Below are 22,616 nucleotides of genomic sequence, written 5' to 3'. Positions count from 1 at the left end.
TCCGTTTGTTGCTAGCCGATGTCTGCCCGAGGCCTGCGTGGTAGGTACGGGGTCAAGAAGGTGAAGATTTCGTTTCTGTAGCGGGTCGGGATCAGTTGCTCCACTATCAGCCTAACAGGGAATTGGCCGAGACGACCGCGACGGCATTCGCGCGCCCGAACGACGGCGGACGAAAGCTGCACGTGCTTCTCGTGCAGACCCAGGCCGAGAACGCGGGCGCACAGGAGATCTCCCGGCTGCTCGGCGCCGGCCTCGTCGCGCGCGGCCACCGCGTCTCCAACCTGTTCTTCTTCCGCAAATCGGATTCGTTCGACGAGCCGCCCGAGACGTTCTATTGCGCCGCGAGCCGGCCCGGCAATCCGCTGGCGCTACTGCGGATGCTGTGGACGCTGGGTGGTCATATCAGGACGATCAGGCCCGACGCAGTCCTCACTTTCCAGCATTTCGGCAACGTGATCGGCGCAGGCATGACGCGCCTCGTCAGCCGCGCGCCTGTTATCGCCAACCAGGTTTCGTCCGCGCTGGCGATGAGCCCGCCGGTCCGCGCCGCCGACATCGTCATGGGCAGCGTCGGCTTCTTCGACCGCATCACGCTCAACTCGCATGACATGGAGCGCGAATATTCGCGCTACCCGCAGGCCTACCGGTCGCGCATGGTGCATGTCCCGCACGGCTTCGAGGACAAGGCGCTCATCCTTCCGAAGAACGCCGCGCGACAGAACTTCAATCTGCCGACGGACCGGATCCTGCTCGGCTGCGCGGCGCGGCTGCATCCGCACAAGCGGCTCGATGCGGCGATCCGCCTGCTGCCGGATGAACCGGCCTGGCACCTTGCCCTCGCCGGCCAGGGCGCCGACGAAGCGCGGCTGCGGCAGCTCGCAGACGAGCTGAACGTCTCGGACAGATTACATCTGCTCGGCGAAATCGCTCCACGCCAGATCGCGGACTTTCTCGCCTGCCTCGACATCTTCGTGTTTCCGACGCAGGCCGAAACCTTCGGCCTTGCAGCCGTCGAAGCCGCCAACGCGGGCGTTCCCTCCGTCGTCACTGATCTGCCCGTGCTGCGTGAGGTGCTGTCCTTCGAAGGAAGGCCCACGGCCCTGTTCGTCGATGCTTCAGATCAAGCGAAGCTGTCGGCGGCCGTCTCCAGACTCCTGACCGACCAGGCACTGAGCGACGAACTGCAACAAAACGCCAAAGGCCTGAGGTTGCGCTATTCGGTCGATGCGATGGTTGAGGAATACGTCAGAATCCTCGGCGAGGTCATCTGACCCGATGCGCCGGAATAGGTTGGCTCGACATGATCATCGAGTTTCGCTGCGAGCGTGATTATGCGCGGCGGTGGATGCACCGCCAGACGCTGTCGATCGACGGCCGGGACGTTGCGGTTCAGATCGCCTGGACCTCGACGGCGGAGCCGCGGCCCGCAGGTCTCGACGCGCTGTTCGAGCTCGAACGCATCGTGCTCCGCAAGGGCAAGCCCGGCGGCGCGGACCGACTGAAGGACATTCCGGAACAGATTCAGGCGCGCAACGGCACGGCCGACGTCATCGTCGATTTCACGGGCGCCGCACGGGACTTGAACAGCCCTGCCCGGCTCTATCTCCGCCCGCTGTTCAATGGAGCCGCGGGCGAAAGCGCCGCGCTCGCCGCCATTCTCGCCGGCGACCTGCCCGTGATCGAGATCGTCAACGAGATCGACGGTGCGGTGCTCGATCGCGGCCAGCCTTCCGCAGAGATTGCGGCCGGCTTGAGCGGCGGGCTCGAAACCGTGATGGCGCGAACCCTGACCATGCTGGCGGCCATCCTGTCGGAACGGCCGCGCCTCGTGCCGCAGCTCGCACGCCCGGCCCAGGCCGGCAGCGGCAAGCAGCCGGCGGCATATGTGATGCGCGGCCTTGCCGTGTCGATCGCCAAGGAGATCTATCGCCTGTGCTGCTACGCCCCGCATTGGCATGTCGGATGGCGCTTCAATGACGACGCGGGCGTCTGGCAGACCGGCGACCTCACGGGGCCCGGCTGGAACGTCCTCGCAGATCCCGGAAACCATTTCTACGCCGATCCCTTCCCCATCACATGGCAGGGACGGACGTTCGTCTTCTTTGAAGATCTCGATCACCGCGTCGGAAAAGGCATCATTTCGGCGATCGAGTTCGGCGAGACCGGACCGATCGGAGAGGTCGTGCCGGTGCTCGAGGAGTCCTGGCACCTGTCCTATCCGTTCCTGATCGAGAACGACGGCGAGCTGTGGATGATCCCGGAGAGCTCGCTCCATGGCGACGTCGCGCTCTACAAATGCGTCCGGTTTCCGGACAAATGGGAGCGGCACGCGACGCTGCTGTCAGGCCTCGAGCTCGCCGACGCGACGATCACGCGGCACAACGGGCTGAACTATCTGTTCGGCGCCTGGCGCGACGGCACAGGCGGCTATTCGGATGCGCTCGCGATCTATTACGCCGAGCATCTCCTCGGTCCCTGGGTGCCTCACGCCAGCAACCCGGTCCTGATCGATCGCGCGAGCACGCGGCCGGCGGGGAATTTCGTCACCATGGACGGCAAATTGTGGCGGCCGGTGCAGGATTGCGCCGACGGGTACGGCGCAGCCCTCGGCCTGGCGGAAATTGTCGAACTGTCGCCGACGACTTTCAAGCAGGTCGTCCGTCACTCCCTCAGACCCGGACCGGCATGGCCGGGCAGGAAGCTGCACACGCTGAACCGCTGCGGCCGGCTCGAGGTGATCGACGGATCGCGCGTTCAACCCAAGACCAGCGCCTTCGCAAGTCAACTTACATCGCCCATCCTGTCCTCGCGGACCAGTCCGTCGACGGCCTGCTGAATCGCCGCCGGTTGCAGGCGGCGGCTCAGCCTGCTCGATAGACAGCCGCGGCAGATGATCTGTCGACGTCGGCGTCCAGGCGTCGCAACGGCTAGAATTGCACCCCGCGCGTCAGGGCACCATCGACAACGAGATTCGTGCCCGTGATGAAGCTTGCGGCGCGGCTGGCGAGAAAGACCACCGCGTTGGCCATCTCCTGCGGCGTGCCCATCCGCCCCGTCGGATTGAGCGCCAGTGCAGTCTTGTAGAGCTCGGGATTATTGTCCTTAATCATGTTCCAGACCCCGCCGTCGAAATAGGTGTTACCCGGCGAGACCGAGTTGGCGCGGATATTCTTGCTCGCGAGCTGGTTGGCGAGCCCCTGGGTGTAGTGGATGATCGCCGCCTTGAAGGTGCCGTAGGGACCGGCGGCGAAATCGACCTCGCGCCCGGAGACGCTCGATATGGTGACGATCGCGCCGGCAGCGCTCTTCTCCAGATAGGGCATGGCCGCATTCACCAGCCGCACCGTGCCCATCATGTCGGTGGAAAATTCCTTTTCCCAGCTCTCGTCGTCCTGCCCGATCGCAAGCGCGCTGACATTGGCGACGACGACGTCAATGCCGCCGAGCCTTGCCGCCATATCGCCGACCCAGGCCTTCAGCACGGCAGCGTTGGCAACGTCGACCGCGCCGCCAAAAGCTGCAACGCCCTTGGCCTTGAGCGCGGCGACCGTGCTCTCGACCTCGGCCAGATTGCGCGAGCATACACCGACGTCGGCGCCCTCGGCGGCAAATGTCTCGACGATCGCGCGGCCGATCCCCTTGGTGCTTCCCGTGACGAGAACCTTTGCGCCCTTGAGTCCGAGATCCATGGCTGGTTTCCTTTTCTTGGTTCAGTAGTTGTTGGCGACCGCCTTGACCAATCCACGATAGCTGTGCGGCATGCGCATCGAAACCAGATCCTTTCGCCGCACGACATTGGTCGGATAGACGCTGTCGAGATTCATGGTGTCGACCAGCGCGGTAGCAAGGCCCGTGCCGCCGGCCGCGATCGCCTCCCGCCGCGGGAACTCGAATGTATCGGGGCCGAACACGCCGCTCAGCCCGGGATAGAAGCGATCGGGATCGACGACATTGGCAAAGGCGAAGAACAGGTTGTTTTCACCCGCGCGAACGCGGAAATGATGCCAATGATGCGGATCCGGACCGGTCGGAATCGGCTTCGGCTGCCCGACTTCCGTGCCGGCATGCGACGAACTGAAGCGCCCTTTGATCGCGGCTGGACATGCGATGAGATCGCAGCCGCGCAACGCCAGCACCCGCCCCGCTTCCGGGAAAGACGCGTCGTGACCGATCAACAGCCCGATGCGGCCGATCGGCGTGTCCACGACGGTCCAATCGTCACCTGCCGTCGCCCAGCTCCGCTCGTCGGCAGTGAGATGCGTCTTGCGATAGACCGAGATGTCCCCATCCGGCGCGACGAGACAGGCGCTATTGTAGACCAGATCGCCGTCGCGCTCGGCGAGGCCGCACACCAAATAGAGGCCGAGTTCCTTTGCAAGCATGACAAGGCTGTCGGTTGCCGCACCGGGTATCGGTTGCGCTGATCTCGCGGGATCGACAAGCCCTGTCAGCGCAAGCTCCGGAAAGACAACGAGCTCCGCGCCGCCGGCTTTGGCCTTGCCCGCGAGTGCTGCGATCTCTCCGAGATTTTGGCTGACGTGATCGCCAGGCGCAAATTGCGCGACACTGACCCGCGCGGTCTTGCCGGCCGGCCAGGGTTCGTGGCCATAGAGGCCGAAGAAGTCGCGCGGATTCCAACTAAACGTGTCGGTGAGCAGTTCCGGATAGAGCTCCGGCCTGCGCTGCGCGAACACGGCCTCGCCAAGCACGCGGCGCGCGCGTGCGGCTTCGAGATCGATCTCGGACAGCAAAACACCGTCGCCCTTGTCGAGCACGGCGATCACCTGCCCGTCCGGTACGATCACACAGCTTCCGCCGCTGAACTGCACGGTGCGCTCCAGCCCCCATCGATTGCTTTCGATGACGTAGCAGCTGTTCTCGAAAGCGCGGCTGATCCAGTAAGGCGCCGGCGTACGCTCGGCCAGCCAATTCGAGATGTGACAGATGATGTCCGCGCCGCCGAGCGCCATCAGCCGCGCGGTTTCCACGAAGTGGATGTCCATGCAGATCAGGACCGCGATGCGCCCGATCGGCGTCTCGAACACCTGATTGTGCAGGTCGCCCGGCGCCGCCCATTTCGGCTCGGAGATGTAGGGATGCGTCTTGCGGTGGCGGCCGACAATGCCGTCGGGTCCGATCAGGACTGCGGTGTTGAAGTAGATGCCATCCTGATCGACCTCGGGCATACCGATCACAATGTAGCAATCGTGCCGGCGCGCCAGCGTCGCAAAGCTGCTCGTGGTGGGCCCCGGAATCGTCTCGACGAACGGAGCGACCTCGGCGCGGTCGAACCAGCAATAGCCGGTGGTTCCCATCTCCGGCGTGACGATGAGCCTTGCGCCGGCCGCCGCCGCCTGCTCGCAGAGTTCGAGCAGGCGCGCGACGTTTCGCTCCTTCTCGAACATGGTCGGCTCGAACTGGACGGCGGCGACCTTGTGCATGGTGGACATGATTCGGCCGTCCTCAAACGAGATAGGATTTCTTGATCGAGGCGCCGAGCGTATATTTGGGATCGACCATGTTGCCGAGGCGGACACGGCCGGCCTGGGTCAGCAGCATGTAGGCGTCGATCTCCTCGAAGCCATAATCTGCTGCCATCCAGCGGCAGAGTTCGCGATAGGCAATGCGGGCCGCATCCTCCATCGGCCGCGCCGAGCCGATGGTCATGATGAAGTCCTTGGTCTCGAGCCGGGGCCAGGCGATGGTCCAGTTCTTGATCAGGTCGATCTGCACCGTGGTCACGGTCGGATGCTCGATGGCGACGCCGCAGAGCTCGCCGTCGCCCTGCGCGGCATGACAGTCGCCGAGATAAAGCAGCGCGCCCTTGGTGTTGACCGGCAGGTAGACGACAGCGCCGACGCCGACATCGGGCAGATCCATGTTGCCGCCGTAGTAGTCCGGGACCAGCGAGGAGATCGCCTCGATCTCCGGCGAAGTGCCGATGGTGCCGATGAAGGGTTCGTACGGGAGCGTGATCTTGTCGTTCCACTTCGTACCCGTCTTGGCATCGATCACAAGCTTCTTGACGCGCTCCGGCAGCGCCGGGTTGAGCAACGCGGTCTGTCCCGTAGAGACCAGGCCACCGAAATCCGGCATGATCACGGTGGTGCCGCAGGGTTGCGGCCCGCGCGGCACGATGCTCTCGATGTAGACCGCGAGCGTGTCGCCCTTCTCCGCGCCATTGACGTGGATCGGCCCGTTCTGCGGGTTGAGGAACGGGAAGTTGAGGATCTTCGACGGGCTGTCGGTCTCGTGCTTGATCGCGCCCTCGAACGCATCGTGCGTCTCGGCGGAGACGACCGCGCCGGGATCCACCGTCAGCGCCGGATTCACATAGGGACCGTAGACATAGTGGTACTTGCCCTGCTCGGTCTCCGTGATCGTGTATTCCTTGCCGCGCTCGCCCCTGGCGATGCCTTTGCGTGCCATGATGGAATCGTTCTGCCAGGCCATTGCTGTTCTCCTTGGTTGGGCGTCTTTTTTTCAAACTGCCAGATGCCGGCGCATCTCCGCTTCGTCGCCAAGCGACGAGCGGTCGAGACTTGCGACGATGCGCCCCTTGTCCATGACGTAGCAGCGCTGCGCCATGGCGCGGATCATGTCGAGATTCTGCTCGACCAGGATGATGGTCACGCCCGTCCTGCGGTTGAGCTCGACCATGTTGCGCGCGATGTCCTGGACGACGTTGGGCTGGATGCCCTCCGAGGGCTCGTCGAGCAGGATCAGATTGGGATCGGCGATCAGCACCCGCCCGATCGCGAGCTGCTGCTGCTGTCCGCCCGACATGGTACCGGCCCGCTGATGCCAGCGCTCTTCGAGGATCGGAAACGCCTCGACGATCCTGCGCCGGCCCGCCTCGGGAATGCCGCCGCGCTTGATCGCAGCGCCGACGGCGACGTTCTCGCCGACGGTCAGGCGCGGAAACACGTCGCGCCCCTGCGGCACGTAACCCATGCCGAGACGCGCCCGCTTGTGCGCCGGGAGTGTTTCCACCGCTTCGCCGCGATAGACGATCGAGCCGCTCATCGCCGGCACGAGCCCGATCAGGCTCTTCATCAGCGTTGACTTGCCGACGCCGTTGCGTCCGATAACGGCGACGATCTCGCCTTCGCGCACCTCGATCTCGAGCCCCTGGAGCACCGGCTTGCCGCCATAGCCCGCGCGCAAGGCCAGCGTCGACAGGATGACTTCCTTGCGCGGCATATCAAGCATGCGCCTGCCCCAGATAGATCGCCGCGACGCGCTCGTCGGCCACGATCTCGTCGATCGAGCCTTGCGCAAACACCTGGCCGAGATGCAGCACGGTGACGCGCCGGGCGACCTGGCGCACGAACGCCATGTCGTGCTCGATCGCCAGCACCGTCATGCCGTCGGCGTTGAGCCGCTGCACCATTTCGCCGGTCATGCGGGTTTCCTCGGGCGACATGCCGGCGGTCGGCTCGTCCAGCAAGAGGAGGCGCGGCTTCAGGCTGATCGCCATGCCGATCTCCAGCCATTGCTTCTGGCCGTGACTGAGATTACCGGCCGTCTGCGCTTGCTCGGATTCCAGGCCAAGGAAGGTCAGCAACCGGCCGATCTCGCTCTCGAGCTCGGTACCGCGATGCCGGCTTTGCAAGGCGATTTCGAGGTTCTGGCGGACGGACAAGCCCTTGAAGACGCCCGGCACCTGGAACTTGACCGACAGGCCGCGGTGAATCCGCGCAAAGGATTTCAGCGCGGTGATGTTCTCCCCAGCGAACAGAATGTCGCCGCTGCCGGGATGATGCTCACCCAGGATCAGGCGGAACAGCGTGCTCTTGCCGGCACCGTTCGGGCCGATCAGGCAATGGATCTCGCCAGGTTCGAGCGTGAGGTTCACGGCATTGGTGACGTGCAGCCCGCCAAAGTGCTTGTTCAATTCGCGCAGCTCGAGCAGCGACATCAGCCGGCCCTCTGCGTGAAACGGGCCGCGAGCCGGCCGAGCCAGTTCATCGCGCCGAGCACGAGGCCATTCGGAGCGATCAGGACCGTGAGCACTAACAGCACGCCCATGAAGACGAGCGCATATTGGCTGCCATAGATCGTCAGTGCCTGGAATGCGGCGAGCACCACCAGCGTTCCGATCACGGTCGAGGTCAGGTCGCTGCGGCCACCGACGGCGACCCAGATCAGCGGCAGTGCCGCCGCCGTCATGCCCATGCTCGAAGGGGTAATGTACTGGCCCCATGCCGTGTAGAGCACGCCCGAGATGCCCGCGAGCGCTGCGCCGATGACGAAAGTGATGAGCTGGTATTTTCGTATGTCGTAACCGAGCATCTCCGCCCGCTCAGGGTTCTCGCGGATCGCGACGATGACGTTGCCGAACGACGAGTTCATCAGGATGCGCAAGGCCAGATACACCAGGACCAGCAAGCCCAGAACGAAGTAGTAAAGGCCGATATCGGCGAACAAGACGATCGGCTCGCCCGGCCACGGGATGGTCAAGGGCGGCATCGCACTCATGCCGTTGAAGCCATTGAGCCGCGCACTGCCGATGTGCCACTCCGGTCCCGCGGTCTGCGCCATGAAGCGCTCCAGCATCAGGGTCACGGCAAGCGTGACGATGCCGAGGAAGACGCCGGCGATGCGGCCGAAGAACATGAAGTAGCCGAGCAGCACCGCAAACAGCGCGGCGATCGCCACCGCAATCACCAGCGCCACCAGCGTGAAGCCGTAGGCCGAGCCGAAATTGAGGGTGAGGACGCCATAACCGTAACCCGCGATCCCGAAAAACGCCGTCTGGCCAAAGGACAGCGAGCCACCATAGCCCCAGATCACGCAAAGGCTGAGCGCGATGAAGACCCAGACGAAGAAGTAGACGGTGTTGCCGACCGTGTAACCGTCACTGAACAGCGGATACGCGAGCGCGGCCGCGAGCACGACGGCAAAGAGGCTCCAGAAGGCCGGCCCCCGACCGACGGTCTGCGGGCCTTCGAGACGGCGAAAGAATGAACCGAGACCTGTCACGAGACCATCACTCCGTCAGGTGCGCTCGCGCAGCACGAAGCCCGAGATGCCCTTCGGCAGGACCCGGACGACGATGATGACGGCGACCAGCAGGCCGATCTGACCGAACAACTGCCCCTGCCACGACGTCATTACCGATTTCACCACCGCGAGCACGCCGCCCGCCGGCGCCGTGCCGAGAAAGACGTCGGCGCCGCCGATCACCACCGTGACGAAGGCCTCCATGATGAAGGTCGCGCCCATGGTCGGCACCAGCGTCATGGTCGGCGCGTACAGCCCGCCGGCAAGGCCGGCGAGCCCGGCGCCGCAGGCGAAGGTGAGGCTGTAGACCAGGCGCGTATCGACGCCGAGCGCCGCCGCCATGTGCGGCACCTGGATGGTGGCCCGCGCCAACACGCCGAAGCGCGTCCAGTTGAACAGCGCATAGAGCGCGGCGAGCACGCCGAGAGCGGAGCAGAACAGCACGATGCGATAGATCGAGTAGGAGTAGTCACCGACCTGGAAGCTGCCGAATGGCGTGCCGACCCCCGCCATCGTCGAGCCGACCATGATCAGCGTGCCCTGCGTGGCGATCAGGCTGAGCCCCCAGGTGGCGACGATGGTGTCAAGCGGCCGGTCGTAGAGATGGCGGATGACCGCGAGCTCGACCAGCACGCCGACCAGCGCGGATACGATCGTTCCAGCCAAAATGCCCAGCGGCAGCGGCAGACCGGCATGCACGGTCGCCGCAGTGACATAGGCACCACACATGATGAACTCGCCGTGGGCGAGATTGATCACGCCCATCATGCCGAAGATCACCGCGAGCCCGCAGGCCGAGAGCACCAGGAACGCGAAGGCGTCGCCGAATTGATAGAGTCCCGAAAAGACGTGGGTCGCGATGTCCATGAACCAACCAGTGTGAGGGAAGACGCGAAATTGCCGTCGCAGATGTCCGTGATCGCCCCGGCCCGCCGGCAATGCCGGGGCGTGCCCGGAGGGCCGGAGCGATCAGCCGCCGGGTCAGGGCTTCGGCGGCGGATTCGACGGCGTGTACTGGGCCATCGGATCTTTCTTGGTGAGATCGCAGCCGGCCTCACCGAGCCAGTACGGCTTGATGTCCTCCCAGGTCTTCGGGAAGGAGATCGCGTGATCGGCACCTACCTTGGCAAGGTAGATCGTGTGCGACATGTGCTGGCTCTTCGGGTCGATGCAGACCTTGCCCTCAGGCGCGTCCATGCAGACGTCGCCCATCGCGATCACCTTGCGGATGTCCTCGCGCTTGGTCGACTTCGCCCGCTCCACCATCTGCTTGTAGAGGTAGACGGCGAGATAGGAGTTTTCCGCCTCCTGGTTCACGTAGGGTTCGCTCGGAAACTTCGCCTTGAACTTGGCGTAGAACTCCTTGCTCTTGGGCGAGTCGATCTCCTCGATGTAGTTGGTGGTCACGTACATGTCCTTCAGGCTCGGCGGCTTGAAGCGCTTGTGCTCGTAGCCCTGCCCGACATTGACCGAGGACGCCATCGGCAGGTTGACGTTGGCGGAGGCTGCCTGCTCGTAATAGGAGGCCTGCGCGGTGCCGACCAGCAGCGTGACCACGAAGTCGGGCTTGGCCTTCTGGATGTTCTGGACGCTCTGCGAGAATTGCGACACGCCAAGCGGGATGAACTCCTCGCCGGCCATCTTGCCGCCGTTCTCCTTGACGATCTTGCGCACCCATTCCGCCGAGATCTGGCCGAAATTGTAGTCGGCGGCGAGCGTGTAGACGTTCTTGCCGTACTTCTCCATCATGTAGGGAATCAGCGTCGAGAACTGCTGTTCCGGCACCGCGCCTGTCACGATCATGTGGCCGTCGCAGACACCGCCTTCATACTGGTTGTTGTAGAAGGCAAAGCCGTTGAACTGATCGACGATCGGACGATACGCCTCGCGCGAGGCCGAGGAGAAGCCCGCAAACACCACGTCGACCTTGTCGCGCTGGAGCACGCGGCGCATGAACTCCTGGTAGCGGGTGTTGTCGGATTGCGTGTCGTAGGGAACGAGCTCGAGCGGCCGGCCCATGATGCCGCCTGCCTTGTTGATCTCGTCCGCGGCGAGCTGGATGGCGTGGACCTTGCCGATCGTGGCCGCGGCAAAGTCGCCGGACTGATCCTCCAGCACGCCCATCTTGATCGGGTTTTCCGCCGCGAGTGCCGGGTGTGATCCGATGGATGATCCGAGGACAAGCGTCCCCGTGAGGGCTGCGGCACGCAGCCCCCGCAATACAGACTTGCTCATTTTGCTTCTCCTAGATGGCTTGCTTGTTGCCGCCTTGCAGCATGATGCCGGTCGTGCGGCCGGACGTGTCGGGCGGCTTCGCCCGCTTGCTCAGGAACTCCTCGCAGTAGAATTCCATGTTCTGCCGCGCGCGCATGCTTTCGCGACGGAGCTGGGAATAGGCACCCTCCTCGTCGAGGCCGCCCTGCTGCATCAGCAGGATCACGGCCCGGATCACCGCGCGGCGGCCGCGGCGGCGTTCCTCGAGGTCCTGCAGGCGCTCGCTCATTTCGGCGCGCAGCAGGAACTGGTTGATGCCCATGAACAGGGATGTGTAGACCGCGCCGCCATGCACCGGCTTACGCAGAAACGAGGTCGCGCCGAGATTGACGAGCGCCTTCAGCCGGCTCGGCGCCTCGACACCGACGAGGCCGATCACCGGCACCGGCGGCAACCGGGAGGCCGGATGAATCTCGATCGCGACGGCGCCTTCGAGATCGCCGTCGACGAACAGGATGTCGCGGTCCGCCTGGAGGCTGGCGATGTCGATCTGCGCGCGGCCGTCGGTGATTTCAGGATACTCGGTCGAGACGCCGAGCTTGGCGAGCGTCGTTTCGAGCGTGCTCTCCCACCCGCCTCGCCTGGTGACGACGATGGCGCGGCCGCCCTTGAAATTCTGAAGCAGTCGAGAGCTCATGATTGCACCACTTTCAACAGCGGAGAGCGCATTGCGCTGGCAAAGCGCGGCGACGACTGGACGAGATAGGGATCCGGCGCGATCGGTTCGCGGGATTCCAGCAGCACTTCGAATTGGCCGTTGGCGGCCGAGCGGCCGATGCGCGGCGTGAGCCAGGCGTGAAAGGTCTGCCGGTCGATCCGGACCTCCCCTTGCGGTGCACGCAGCCGCTGATCCGCCACGGCGGCGCGCACGGTGCGCGCGTCGTCAGTCCCGGCCTGGGACAACGCGGCCGCGAGCAGCTTGACCGCGATGTAGGAGGACTCGGCATCGGCCGACGAGACCGGTCCATCCGGAAAGGAGCGCATATAGGCTTCGATAAAGGCGGCATTCTCCGGTGAACTCAACGACGAGAAATAGACGCTCGAGGACAGATGCCCGTCGATCGCATCCGGTCCGATCTCCGGCAATTCCGGCTCCGACAACGTGCAGCTCGCAACGGGAATTTCCGCGGCCTGGTCGATGCCGCGCGCCCGGCAGGCGGCGCGCAAGGCGCGGAAGAACGCATAGGCGCTGGTGCCGATCAGATTGTTGAAGACGAAGTCCGGCCGCTGGTCGATGATGGCCGCGATGACCTGGTCGACCTCGGTATCGCCAACCGAAAGATAGCGCTCGGCGAGCACGCTGCCGCCCCGTGCATTCAGCGCCTCGCGGAAAATGCGGTTGTTCTCCCAGGCCCAGATGTAGTTGGAGCCGATGCAGAACGCACGCGAGCCGACCCGCGACGCCAGATAGTCGACCAGCGGCAGAACGTGCTGGTTGGGCGCTGCGCCGGTGTAGATGACGTTATCGGAGCTCTCGAACCCCTCGTAATGTGAGGGATACCACAACAGCCCGTCGAACTTCTCAAAGCACGGGATCACCTCCTTGCGGCTCGACGAGGTGTAGCAGCCGACCACCTGACGGATGCCGGAATCGAGGAGCTCGAGACTGAGCGAACGATAGCGCGCGAGATCCCCCGACGGATTGACCACGAGCGGCTCCAGCTCGATGTCGCGGCTGCTCGCATTGACCTCCTGAAGCCCCAGCAACGCGCCATTGAGGATCGAACGCGCGACGACGCTGTAGGAGCCCGTCGTCGAGAACATCACGCCGATCCGATAATGCTTCCGCGTCATCACTCGATCCAAAAACAAAAAAGGCGCCCGCCGGCTGTCAAGCCGAGGGCACCCTCGCCGCCAACCAAACACGCTTACGCGTGGTGTTGGAAATGGTTTGAACTTGTCGCGTTGACGGGCCATCTTGCCCGACGCTTGCGCATTACGGTCGTTGAGATCGATTGCGATGTCAAGCGCGTTGTTGCAGCGGAAATTGCCGCAATTCGTGCCGACCTGTAGCAAAACTGTGCAGTGTGCGTCCCCGGCTGGACGACGACCGTTACGTGGACCGGATCAAGCCGCTGACATGAGCCCGCCGGTGCAACTATGGCCGACGCAGAGAATTACCTGGGATGGCTGAAGAGATCCGTCGTGGCGTCGTCGATCGCCAGCTCGATCAGCGCCGGACCCTTTGACGCCAAGGCTTCGCTCAGCATGTGATCGATATCGTCGACGACGGTCACGCGTCCGCCCGGGCAGCCCATTCCCTTCGCAAGCGCAACGAAGTCGAGCCCCGGCAAATCAATTCCAGGTGGCCGATGCGCCTGCATGAGCTGGCTGAAGGCACGCATCGCGCCATAGCCCGAATTGTTCATGATCACGAAGGTGATGGGCAGACCGCGTTGCGCGGCGGTCCAGATCGCTTGGATGCAATACATCGCCGATCCGTCGCCGATCAGGACGACGATGCGGCGGCCGGGCCGCGCAAGCGCCACGCCAACGGAAGCCGGCAGGCTGTAGCCAAGTCCTCCGCTCGCCATCGTGTAGAAGCTGTCCGCGCCCGGCCGCGGCAGGAACTGTTGAATGGCGGGACGATGCGACGGCGCCTCCTCGACCACGATCGCATCAGCCGGCATCAGCGCGGCCAACCGGCTCAGCGCATAGGCGGGAGGAATCGGGTTCTGCGCGGCGGGAGCGGCAGGCCGCACCGGCGCCGGCGGCAGCTCGCGCTCCGCTCTATCGGGCAGCGCCGACCGAAGCGCGGCGAGCGCTTTCGGGAGCGTACTGATGATGGCGTCGCCGACGACCGCGAACGCGGCTTCGGTCGGATCGTCAGTGATCTGCCAGACCGGCGTTCCGCCGTCGAGCAATTCGCATTGCCCTTCGACGTGGAAGGTGAACACGGGCGCTCCGACCACGACGATCAGATCCGCGCCGCGCAAGGCGCGAGCGAGCCCTCCTGGTGCTGCCGGAAGAAAGCCTGCGAAGTGCGGATGCAATTCCGGAAAGCTCGAACGGCTCGACATCGGGCTGGCCCAGACCGCCGCTCTCGCCTGTTCGGCGACCGCGACCATCGCGTCGACGCAGCCGCTACGATCGATTTCGGGACCGACAACGAACACAGGCCTCTTGGCCGCTGCGACGGCTGCGCCGAGCCGAACGATCGCCGCCGGATCAGGCGCGAATTCCGTCGCGATGCGGCGGACCGGCGGAGCGGCTGCGGGACGCGCCCAATCGTCCGACGGAACCGACACGAATGTCGGGCCGCGTGGATGCTGCATGGCGATGAGGAAGGCCTGCGCAATCGCCGCGGGGACATCCTCGGCGCGCGCAGGCTGCGCACTCCATTTCACGTAGGGCTTTGGAAACTGCTCGGCATCTTCGGCAAAGAGATAGGGCCGCATCCGCAGCAGGCTGCGCGCCTGCTGCCCCGCCGTCACGACCATCGGCGTCTTGTTGCGGAACGCGGTGAAGAGATTGCCGAGCGCGTGGCCGAGCCCGGCCGCCGAATGCAGATTAACGAACGACGGACGTGCGGTCGCCTGTGCGTAACCATCCGCCATGCCGACGACGCAGCCCTCCTGCAAGCCGAGCACGTAGTCGATGTCGTCAGGCCAGTCACCTAGAAAAGCGAGCTCCGTCGAGCCCGGATTGCCGAACACACGGTCGACGCCGAAGGAGCGCAGCACATCGAGGGTCGCTTCCCGAACCGTCAGGATCTTGGAGTTCATTGGCAGATGTCCTTGGGTGCTTCGCTTTCGGGCGCCATCAGAACGGATAGTGCTGAGGTTGCGTCTCGATGGTGATCCAGCGCAGATCGGTGAACTCCGCGATCCCCGCCTGGCCGCCAAAGCGGCCGTAGCCCGATCCTTTCACGCCGCCGAACGGCATCTGGGCCTCGTCATGCACGGTCGGACCGTTGACGTGGCAAATGCCGCTCTCGATACGCTGCGCCACCGTCAGCGCACGCGCGACGTCGCGGCCGAACACGGCGGCCGAGAGGCCGTACTCGGTGTCGTTGGCAAGGCGCACGGCCTCGTCGATACCGCGCGCGCGGATCACCGAGACGACGGGACCGAAGCTTTCCTCGGCGTAGATGCGCATGCCGGGCACGACGCGGTCGAGCACGGTTGCCGGGACGATCGTGCCGGTACGGTCGCCGCCCGCGAGCTTGACGGCCCCCTTTCCGATCGCGTCATCGATCAGCGCAACGACATGCTTGGCCGGGGCTTCATCGATCATCGAGCCGATGACCACCGGGCCGGATCGCGGATCACCGGCCGGAAGGGAGCTTGCCTTCTTCGCCAGCTTCTCGATGAACGGCGCGGCGACCGCCTCGTCCACGATCACGCGTTCGGTCGACATGCAGACCTGGCCCTGGTTGATGAAAGCGCCGAACGCCACGGCCGCGACGGCAGCGTCGAGATTGGCATCGTCGAGCACGACCAGCGGTGCCTTGCCGCCAAGTTCGAGCAGCGCCGGCTTGAGGCGGCGCCCTGCGAGCTCGGCGATGACGCGGCCGACGCGCGTCGAGCCGGTGAAGTTGATCCGCCGCACGGCGGGATTGGCGATGAGGCGTTCGACCACGGCGGGCGCATCGGCCGGCGCATTGGTCAGGACGTTCACGACTCCCGGCGGAAAGCCCGCGTCTCTGAACACCTCGCCAACCAGCCGGTGCGTGCCCGGGCAGACCTCGGATGCCTTGAGCACAACCGTGTTGCCGCAGGCGAGCGGCGTCGCCACGGCGCGGACACCGAGAATGATCGGCGCGTTCCACGGCGCGATGCCGAGGCACACGCCGGCCGGCTGGCGAACCGACATGGCAATGCATCCCGGCTTGTCGGACGGGATCACTTCGCCGGCGATCTGCGTGGTCAGCGACGCCGCCTCGCGCAGCATGCCGGTCGCGAGCTTGACGTTGAAGGCCGACCAGACCTCCGTGGTGCCGATCTCAGCCATCATGATCTTGATGAAAGCATCGCGCTTGGCGTCGAGCACATCGGCCGCCTTCAGGAGCAGGCCGCGCCGCGCGTTCGGGCCGAGCGCGGACCATGCGGGCAGCGCGGCGGAGGCCGCCGCCACCGCGGCGTCTGCGTCGGACACCGTCGCGGCAGCCGCGCGGCTTGCGACCTCTTGCGACAGCGGATTGCGCCGCTCGAACACCTTGCCGGTTGAAGCGGCCTGATCCTGGCCGTTGACGAGAAGACTGACGTCCATGAGAACCTCCCTGATATTGTGGCCAGCTCAGCCGAGCAGCCGCGATTTGCCGGTTTCGTGCGCGAAGCCGAGCGCGATCATCGCCGCGAGTGCGAGCGCGACGTAGTAGCCGGTGATCGCGTAGGTGGAGCCGGTTTGGGCAAACAGGCTGGTAGCGACGAGCGGCGCGATGCCGCCGCCGAACACCGTGCCGAACTGCTTTCCGATCGATACGCCAGTGAAGCGGATGCGGGTCGGAAACAGCTCCGGGAAATAGCTCCCTTCGCTGCCGAACATCAGCGGATGGATGATGCCCGCGGCGAGGATTACCGCACCTGTTATCAGCAAGGTGTCACGGCTCGCGATCACGCCGTAGAACGCAAACATCGAGATGGCTGCGAGCACGACGCCGGCCAGGAACAGGCGCTTGCGTCCGATCCGGTCGGACCAGGCGCCGATCAGCGGCATGGCCACGAGCCCGACAAGATTGGCAAACAGCACCGCCTGCGTGATCACGTCCTTCTGAACGCCGAGCTGACGGGTCGCGAAGGAGATGGTGAAGATGGCGGTCAGATAGAAATAGGACGTCTGCGCCATCTCGGCGAAGAACACGATGAGGATCGGCCGCCAATGTTCCCGCAGTGCTTCGACCACGGGCGCTACTTCAGTCACCTTCGCCTCTCGGAACGTCGCGCTCTCCTCGATGCGCAGGCGCATATAGACGCCGAGCGCGACGAGCACCGCGCTGATCAGGAACGGGATGCGCCAACCCCATGACAGCAGGTCCGCCTCCGGCAACCGCGAAATCGTGAGCGCCGCAAACGAGGCGAGCACGACGCCGACAGGTCCCGCGGCCTGGATCACCGCGGCCGAGAAACCGCGCCGGTGGCCGGGCGCCGTCTCGATGGCCATGAGGATCGCCGCGGTCGATTCGCCGCCAAGCGCAAAACCTTGCAAGAAGCGCAGCACGACAAGTGCGACGGTCGCGGCCAAGCCCGCGCTGGCATAGGTCGGCAGCAACCCGATCGACATCGTGGCAAGCCCCATCATGAGCAGCGTGCACAACAGGACGGATTTGCGGCCCAAGCGGTCGCCGAAATGACCGAACACGAGCCCGCCGAGCGGACGCGCCAAAAATCCGACGGAGAAGGTTGCGAACACCGCAATGGTCGCCGTGAGCTGGTCGAACTTCGGGAAGAACAGCTGGTCGAACACCAGCGGCGCGATCAGCCCATAGATGAAGAAGTCGTACCATTCGATCGCCGTGCCGATGGTACCGGCGATCAGAATGCGCCGGCGGCTGCTCGCAGTCTGCCCGGCGCCGATGGCGGCATGATCGTCGTAGTGTTCCAATGCTCTTGTCGTCACGGTTCCCTCCTCCGGTGTCATTGTCGTTTTATTATTGTTGGCCGCGCAGCCGCTGATCGGATGCGACGGCGAGAGTCGATCAGCTTGCCAGGCGCGCGCTGTCGTTCGCGCTGTGTCCGAGTGCGCGGGCAAGGACGCGTCCGATCATCCCGACCTGTGACGCGCTGCCGCGCCAGGCCACGATCTGGTCGGGGCGTATCAGGACGAGATCCGCCTCGTAGAGATCGCGCAGCGATTTCGGCAGCGTGACGAGCTTCACGTCGGCCCCGATTGCGCGGACGGTCTCGGCGAATGACGCATGAGCGGACATGACCTCGCCGAACTGGAGCAGCGTCCATTCGAATCCGAACAGATCGTACAGGGACACGCCGTCTTCGAGCCACGCATGCGGTGCGCGGCCACCCGGGCAAGCGCTAGGAACATAGACATTCGCTGCATCGGGCGGCGGCTGGCTGCCGTCGGAGACGATGATCGGCGAGCCGTCGTAGCGCCCACCGAAGGTGACGCCGGGGATGTTGAATTCGGCGCGGGCGTGTTGTTCGAGATAGACGCCCGCGATCCGCCGCGCCTCGTCGCCGGCGTCGGTTGCGTCCTCGATGTCAGGCGCCGGCGCGAACAGACCTAGGGAATCGGCAAAGCGCCGCGCATAATCGGTGTTGCGAAGCGCCACCGGACGCCGCTCGACCTCGTAGCTGTCGAGCAGCCGCGCCGGACTGACGCCTTTGACGACGCTTGCGAGCTTCCAGCCGAGATTGACCGCATCCTCGATCGCGGTGTTGTAGCCGAGCCCACCGGTCGGCGTGAACAGATGCGCGGCGTCGCCGCCGAGGACCACTCTGCCCCGCTGCATCCCGTTCGCCACCAGCGCGTGACCGGCGGTCCAGGTCAGGAAGGACAGCACCTCGCATTCGATCGGCGCGCCGCAAGCGCGCTGGAACGCGAGCTTGGCCTCGTTGATCGTGATCGCACTCTCATCTTCCCCCGGCCGCAGCTGCGTGTGAAACGCGAATTCGTCGCGGCCGTTCACAGAGGCCATGAAAGCGCGGCGATCGCCGTTGAAGCAATTGTACATCCACGCCTTGGCGTGCGGGCTGCTCGCGTAGAATTCCGGTGCGCGGAGATAGACGGCCAGCATGCGGCCGCCCATGAAATCGCGCTGCGTCCCGGTCTCGCCGCCATAGACGATCCCGAGCGATTGCCGAACCATGGAGCGCGGCCCGTCCGCCCCGATCAGGAAGTCGGCCCGGACCTGAAAACGGCTTCCATCATCGAGACGTTCGACCTCGCCAACGACGCCGTCATCGGTTTCGACGTAGCCGGTGAGCCTATGGCCATAATTCAGCTTTATGCCGGGAAGCCGTTCGGCATGGCGGCACAGCACGGCCTCGACATATTTCTGCGAGACCCGATGCGGCAGCTCCGCCGCACTCCAGGAGCCCGACATGCCCCGGATGAGTTCACCCGCGCGCGACGACGACGGCAACTGAAACCGCGCCAGCTCGTAGCCGGTGTAACGGGTGAAGTATGCGACGTCGGTCGGGTAATCGGCGGGCAGACCTTCGCGCCTGATCTCGTCGGCAAAGCCCAGCCGCCGGTAGTGCTCCATCGAGCGCGCCTGCGTCGCATTGGCTTGCGGATTAAATGCCGTGCCCGGCTTTTCGTCGACCAGGATCGCGGACACGCCGCGCCGGCCGAGCTCGTTGGCCAGCATCAGCCCGCAGGGCCCGCCACCTACGATGAGCACCGAGGCCGTCAGACGTGGTTCCAAGTCGCTTCTCCCTACCAGCATTACCCTGCATGGTAAGGTAACCTGACGATGTCGTCAAGTTGCCTGACTAATCCACATCATCGAGTGTGTCGAACGTCGCGCCATAGACCGCCAGCCCCCTCAGGATTGCGTCCATGGTGGCCTTGCCGAGCTCGGCACGCATCTCCTGCTCGGCGATGTCGACGGCGTCCCGAAACGCATCCAGCCATTTGCGCCCGGCCGGCGTGAACATGACGATGCGCGCGCGCCGGTCGGTCGGATCGGCGATACGATCGACCAGGCCGAGCTCGGCGCATTGATCGACCAGCTCGCCCATCGCCTGCTTGCTCATGGAGGCGCGGCGAGCGAGCTCCGTGAGTCTGGTCCCTTCCACGTCGAGATTGCGGGTGAGGCCGACATGCGCAATCCGCGTTTCGTCGTGGCCCTTCTCGCTCATCAATTCGAGCACGCGACCTTCGAAGCGCCGCACGGCGTTGTTGAGCAGACGACCGATATTGGCATGCCGCCACGCGGTTCCGGATGTCGTGGCTTTCAATGGATGTACCTTCTATGAAGCCGTTTGAGTACGCAAATGTCGCTCACTTCGTCGCGTCGATCCAGATCCCGGGCTCGGAACGCTCGCGGATGTGGGTGACGAGGAAGTCGGAAAAGACCCTGATCTTGGCCGGCAGCCTGACGCGGTTCTGATATGCAATGTTCATGGTGAGCAGCGGCAGCTCCCAGCCCGTCAGCACCGGCACCAGCCTGCCGGCCGCGATGTCGCTCTGCACGATGTAAAGCGGCTGGATCAGGATGCCGAGCCCTGCGCGCGCGGCGCCACAGATGATCTGGCCGTCATTGCTGTCGAGCGTCGGCGCGATCCGAACCGTCTGCATCGTGCTGCCCTGGCTCAGCCGCAGGGAATAGGGATCGTTGGCGAGATTGTAGATCAGCATGTTGTGGCGGGCCAGATCAGCCGGGTGCTCGGGCCGGCCGTGCTTCTCCAGATACGAGGGGGCCGCTGCGAGCACACGATGCATCTGGCCGATGCGGCGGACGATTATATTGGAGTCCGGCTCGTGCTCGCGCGTGCGGATGGCCACGTCAATGCCGGCTTCGATGAAATCCAGATAGCGGTTGGCGCTGATGATCTGCACGCTGAGATCGGGATAGAGCGCGCGGAAGGCCGGCAGCATCGGCGCGAGATAGATCATCGCGAAGGACAGCGAAGACGTCACGCGCAGCATGCCCTTCGGCGACAACGCGCGGTCTGAGACGGCGTCCTCGGCTTCGGCGAGCTCGTTCAACAGCGTGCTGCAACGCTGCAGCAGTTCCTGCCCAGCCTCGGTCAGCCATTGCCGGCGCGTGTTGCGCTCGATCAGCCGGACCGCAAGCCGCTCCTCCAGCGCGCTGAGGTGGCGGCTGGCGGCCGCGTTCGACATCCGCAGGATTTCGGCGGCCTTGGACAGGCTGCCGAGTTCGGCGGTTTTGGAGAAGACTTCGAGTTGGAGCAGTCGGTCCATTTTTGCGTATATCGGAAAAGAGACTTACAAATTTTGTCCTTTATTTCCGTTTTCTGCAAGGCAAAATGAGCCCAACCAAAGAGAATGGCAGGCGAGGAAATCAGGAAATGTCGGGCCCGATCAGGCACATCGTGATGTGGCGGCTGCGCGGGGAGACCCCCGAGGAGCGCTCCGCCGCCCGGGTCAAGGTCAAAACCCTATTCGAGGGCCTGCGCGGCCGGATCGACGGCCTCACCCATATCGAGGTCGGCGTCGATGTCAGCGATGTCGACTACGCCTGCGACGTCGTGCTGTTCTCCGAATTCACCGACCACGCGGCCCTTGCGGCCTATGCCAATCACCCCGAACATTTGCGCGTCCGCGAGGCTCTTGGCGACTTGCGGATCGGTCGCTTCCAGGTCGATTATCCCATCAAAGAGACCGGCGCATGATCGGTTCGTTCACTTTTGAAAACCTGCCCTGCCGCGTCGTGTTCGGCAGCGGAACGCTGGCTGAAGCTAAGGCCGAAATCGAGCGGCTCGGCGGCAGGCGCGCGCTGGTGCTGACCACGCCGCAGCAGGAGGCGCAAGGCAAGAGCCTCGGTGCCGCGCTCGGCTCGCTTTGTGCCGGCATCTTTCCGGGCGCGACGATGCATACGCCGGTCGAGGTGACCGAGCGCGCGCTCATTGTGATGAAGGCGTGCGATGCCGATTGCGTCGTCTCGCTCGGCGGCGGCTCGACCACCGGCCTCGGCAAGGCGCTGGCCTTGCGCACCGGAATCAACCAGCTCTGCATTCCCACCACCTACGCCGGCTCGGAGATGACGCCGATCGTCGGCCAGACCGAGAACGGCCTCAAGACCACGGTGCGCGACGCGGCCGTGCTGCCGGAGACCGTGATCTACGATGTCGATCTGACCTTGACGCTGCCGGCAAGTCTGGCCGCGACGTCAGGCATCAATGCGATCGCGCACGCCGTCGAGTCGCTCTATGCGCGCGACGCCAATCCCGTCACCTCGCTGATGGCGGAGGAAGGCATCCGCGCGCTGGCACGCGCGCTGCCTGCCATCGCGGCAAAGGGCGACGACCGCGCCGCCCGCACAGAAGCACTCTATGGCGCCTGGCTGTGCGGCGTGTGCCTCGGCACCGTCGGCATGGCGCTGCATCACAAACTCTGCCACACGCTCGGCGGCACCTTCGATCTGCCGCACGCCGAGACCCACACCATCGTGCTGCCGCATGCGCTCGCCTACAACGCACCGGCCGTGCCGGATGCGGTGGCACGCATCGCGCGCGCAATCGGCGCGGCCGATCCATCGCAAGGACTATTCGAACTTGCGAAGCGGCTGGGGGCAAAGCTTGCGCTGCGCGACGTTGGCATGCCCGAAAGCGGCATCGACAAGGCCGCGGACCTCGCCGTCACCAATGCCTACTGGAATCCGCGGCCGATCGAGCGCAATGCCATCCGCGACCTGATCGCGCGCGCCTGGGCCGGTGAGCCGCCCGACGCGATTAAAACGGCGGCTTGAG

20 protein-coding genes are annotated in these 22,616 nt (G+C 64.8%); 4 read left to right on the top strand and 16 right to left on the bottom strand.

Features of this window, described 5'->3' with window-relative positions; genetic code table 11:
- Positions 1-95: 95 nt before the first annotated feature.
- Complete coding sequence (locus QSV46_RS01175) at positions 96-1,271, top strand: glycosyltransferase family 4 protein (RefSeq protein WP_314945184.1); 1,176 nt, start codon at positions 96-98, stop codon at positions 1,269-1,271.
- 29 nt (positions 1,272-1,300) lie between these two features.
- Complete coding sequence (locus QSV46_RS01170; RefSeq protein WP_314945182.1) at positions 1,301-2,836, top strand: hypothetical protein; 1,536 nt, start codon at positions 1,301-1,303, stop codon at positions 2,834-2,836.
- A gap of 91 nt (positions 2,837-2,927) precedes the next feature.
- On the opposite strand, the gene QSV46_RS01165 is transcribed toward QSV46_RS01170, so the two are convergent.
- The 16 genes from QSV46_RS01165 to QSV46_RS01090 form a co-directional block, all read right to left on the bottom strand.
- Positions 2,928-3,689 carry an SDR family NAD(P)-dependent oxidoreductase gene (locus tag QSV46_RS01165; protein ID WP_314945179.1) on the bottom strand — a complete coding sequence of 254 codons (762 nt, stop codon included), beginning with the start codon at positions 3,687-3,689 and terminating at the stop codon, positions 2,928-2,930.
- 21 nt (positions 3,690-3,710) lie between these two features.
- On the bottom strand, positions 3,711-5,450 hold the full coding sequence (locus tag QSV46_RS01160; RefSeq protein ID WP_314945177.1) for a nitrilase-related carbon-nitrogen hydrolase: 1,740 nt from the start codon (positions 5,448-5,450) through the stop codon (positions 3,711-3,713).
- Positions 5,451-5,463: 13 nt separating this feature from the next.
- On the bottom strand, positions 5,464-6,453 hold the full coding sequence (locus QSV46_RS01155) for an acetamidase/formamidase family protein (RefSeq protein ID WP_314945175.1): 990 nt from the start codon (positions 6,451-6,453) through the stop codon (positions 5,464-5,466).
- Between the two features lie 30 nt (positions 6,454-6,483).
- On the bottom strand, positions 6,484-7,203 hold the full coding sequence (locus tag QSV46_RS01150; RefSeq protein WP_314946441.1) for an ABC transporter ATP-binding protein: 720 nt from the start codon (positions 7,201-7,203) through the stop codon (positions 6,484-6,486).
- Between the two features lies 1 nt (position 7,204).
- The gene (locus QSV46_RS01145) at positions 7,205-7,921 is read right to left on the bottom strand and encodes an ABC transporter ATP-binding protein (RefSeq protein WP_314945173.1); all 717 of its coding nucleotides are present in this window, start codon (positions 7,919-7,921) and stop codon (positions 7,205-7,207) included.
- Entirely contained in the window at positions 7,921-8,985 is a 1,065-nt protein-coding gene (locus QSV46_RS01140) for a branched-chain amino acid ABC transporter permease (protein ID WP_314945171.1), read from the bottom strand. Before QSV46_RS01140 ends, QSV46_RS01145 begins: the two co-directional genes overlap by 1 nt.
- 15 nt (positions 8,986-9,000) lie before the next feature.
- The gene (locus tag QSV46_RS01135) at positions 9,001-9,873 is read right to left on the bottom strand and encodes an ABC transporter permease subunit (protein WP_314945169.1); all 873 of its coding nucleotides are present in this window, start codon (positions 9,871-9,873) and stop codon (positions 9,001-9,003) included.
- 114 nt (positions 9,874-9,987) lie between these two features.
- Positions 9,988-11,241 carry an urea ABC transporter substrate-binding protein gene (locus QSV46_RS01130; RefSeq protein WP_314945168.1) on the bottom strand — a complete coding sequence of 418 codons (1,254 nt, stop codon included), beginning with the start codon at positions 11,239-11,241 and terminating at the stop codon, positions 9,988-9,990.
- A 10-nt stretch (positions 11,242-11,251) separates the two neighbouring features.
- Entirely contained in the window at positions 11,252-11,917 is a 666-nt protein-coding gene (locus QSV46_RS01125; protein WP_314945166.1) for an ANTAR domain-containing response regulator, read from the bottom strand.
- Positions 11,914-13,074 (bottom strand): transporter substrate-binding domain-containing protein, encoded by a 1,161-nt coding sequence (locus QSV46_RS01120; protein WP_314945164.1) that lies wholly within the window; start codon positions 13,072-13,074, stop codon positions 11,914-11,916. The genes QSV46_RS01125 and QSV46_RS01120 overlap by 4 nt, the downstream gene beginning before the upstream one ends.
- Positions 13,075-13,397: 323 nt before the next feature.
- On the bottom strand, positions 13,398-15,005 hold the full coding sequence (mdlC, locus tag QSV46_RS01115; protein ID WP_314945162.1) for a benzoylformate decarboxylase: 1,608 nt from the start codon (positions 15,003-15,005) through the stop codon (positions 13,398-13,400).
- A gap of 37 nt (positions 15,006-15,042) precedes the next feature.
- A complete protein-coding gene (locus QSV46_RS01110) occupies positions 15,043-16,491 on the bottom strand; it encodes an aldehyde dehydrogenase (protein WP_314945160.1) in 1,449 nt (482 codons plus the stop codon).
- Positions 16,492-16,518: 27 nt separating this feature from the next.
- Positions 16,519-17,838: an MFS transporter gene (locus tag QSV46_RS01105; protein ID WP_314945157.1), complete on the bottom strand. Its 1,320-nt coding sequence runs from the start codon at positions 17,836-17,838 to the stop codon at positions 16,519-16,521.
- A gap of 79 nt (positions 17,839-17,917) precedes the next feature.
- The gene (locus QSV46_RS01100; protein WP_314945154.1) at positions 17,918-19,627 is read right to left on the bottom strand and encodes an FAD-dependent oxidoreductase; all 1,710 of its coding nucleotides are present in this window, start codon (positions 19,625-19,627) and stop codon (positions 17,918-17,920) included.
- A gap of 46 nt (positions 19,628-19,673) precedes the next feature.
- Positions 19,674-20,141: a MarR family winged helix-turn-helix transcriptional regulator gene (locus tag QSV46_RS01095; RefSeq protein WP_314945153.1), complete on the bottom strand. Its 468-nt coding sequence runs from the start codon at positions 20,139-20,141 to the stop codon at positions 19,674-19,676.
- Between the two features lie 43 nt (positions 20,142-20,184).
- Positions 20,185-21,108: a LysR family transcriptional regulator gene (locus QSV46_RS01090; RefSeq protein WP_314945152.1), complete on the bottom strand. Its 924-nt coding sequence runs from the start codon at positions 21,106-21,108 to the stop codon at positions 20,185-20,187.
- 107 nt (positions 21,109-21,215) lie between these two features.
- Here QSV46_RS01090 and QSV46_RS01085 point away from each other — a divergent pair, with 107 nt between their 5' ends.
- Together QSV46_RS01085 and QSV46_RS01080 are read left to right on the top strand one after the other, a co-directional pair.
- On the top strand, positions 21,216-21,539 hold the full coding sequence (locus tag QSV46_RS01085) for a Dabb family protein (RefSeq protein WP_314945150.1): 324 nt from the start codon (positions 21,216-21,218) through the stop codon (positions 21,537-21,539).
- Complete coding sequence (locus QSV46_RS01080) at positions 21,536-22,615, top strand: maleylacetate reductase (protein WP_314945148.1); 1,080 nt, start codon at positions 21,536-21,538, stop codon at positions 22,613-22,615. The genes QSV46_RS01085 and QSV46_RS01080 overlap by 4 nt, the downstream gene beginning before the upstream one ends.
- Position 22,616: the final 1 nt, after the last annotated feature.

It is taken from the genome of Bradyrhizobium cosmicum (genome assembly GCF_032290525.1).
GTDB lineage: Bacteria > Pseudomonadota > Alphaproteobacteria > Rhizobiales > Xanthobacteraceae > Bradyrhizobium > Bradyrhizobium cosmicum_A.
Note: the sequence above shows the minus strand (reverse complement) of the source record. Positions and strands in the feature narration are given on the sequence as shown.

Excerpts from the sequence above, each read along its gene's own strand:
- QSV46_RS01170 (WP_314945182.1), top strand. The coding sequence starts at position 1,301 with ATGATCATCGAGTTTCGCTGCGAGCGTGATTATGCGCGGCGGTGGATG.
- QSV46_RS01165 (WP_314945179.1), bottom strand. The coding sequence starts at position 3,689 with ATGGATCTCGGACTCAAGGGCGCAAAGGTTCTCGTCACGGGAAGCACC.
- QSV46_RS01160 (WP_314945177.1), bottom strand. The coding sequence starts at position 5,450 with ATGTCCACCATGCACAAGGTCGCCGCCGTCCAGTTCGAGCCGACCATG.
- QSV46_RS01155 (WP_314945175.1), bottom strand. The coding sequence starts at position 6,453 with ATGGCCTGGCAGAACGATTCCATCATGGCACGCAAAGGCATCGCCAGG.
- QSV46_RS01150 (WP_314946441.1), bottom strand. The coding sequence starts at position 7,203 with ATGCCGCGCAAGGAAGTCATCCTGTCGACGCTGGCCTTGCGCGCGGGC.
- QSV46_RS01145 (WP_314945173.1), bottom strand. The coding sequence starts at position 7,921 with ATGTCGCTGCTCGAGCTGCGCGAATTGAACAAGCACTTTGGCGGGCTG.
- QSV46_RS01135 (WP_314945169.1), bottom strand. The coding sequence starts at position 9,873 with ATGGACATCGCGACCCACGTCTTTTCGGGACTCTATCAATTCGGCGAC.
- QSV46_RS01130 (WP_314945168.1), bottom strand. The coding sequence starts at position 11,241 with ATGAGCAAGTCTGTATTGCGGGGGCTGCGTGCCGCAGCCCTCACGGGG.
- QSV46_RS01125 (WP_314945166.1), bottom strand. The coding sequence starts at position 11,917 with ATGAGCTCTCGACTGCTTCAGAATTTCAAGGGCGGCCGCGCCATCGTC.
- QSV46_RS01120 (WP_314945164.1), bottom strand. The coding sequence starts at position 13,074 with ATGACGCGGAAGCATTATCGGATCGGCGTGATGTTCTCGACGACGGGC.
- mdlC (WP_314945162.1), bottom strand. The coding sequence starts at position 15,005 with ATGAACTCCAAGATCCTGACGGTTCGGGAAGCGACCCTCGATGTGCTG.
- QSV46_RS01110 (WP_314945160.1), bottom strand. The coding sequence starts at position 16,491 with ATGGACGTCAGTCTTCTCGTCAACGGCCAGGATCAGGCCGCTTCAACC.
- QSV46_RS01100 (WP_314945154.1), bottom strand. The coding sequence starts at position 19,627 with ATGCTGGTAGGGAGAAGCGACTTGGAACCACGTCTGACGGCCTCGGTG.
- QSV46_RS01090 (WP_314945152.1), bottom strand. The coding sequence starts at position 21,108 with ATGGACCGACTGCTCCAACTCGAAGTCTTCTCCAAAACCGCCGAACTC.
- QSV46_RS01085 (WP_314945150.1), top strand. The coding sequence starts at position 21,216 with ATGTCGGGCCCGATCAGGCACATCGTGATGTGGCGGCTGCGCGGGGAG.
- QSV46_RS01080 (WP_314945148.1), top strand. The coding sequence starts at position 21,536 with ATGATCGGTTCGTTCACTTTTGAAAACCTGCCCTGCCGCGTCGTGTTC.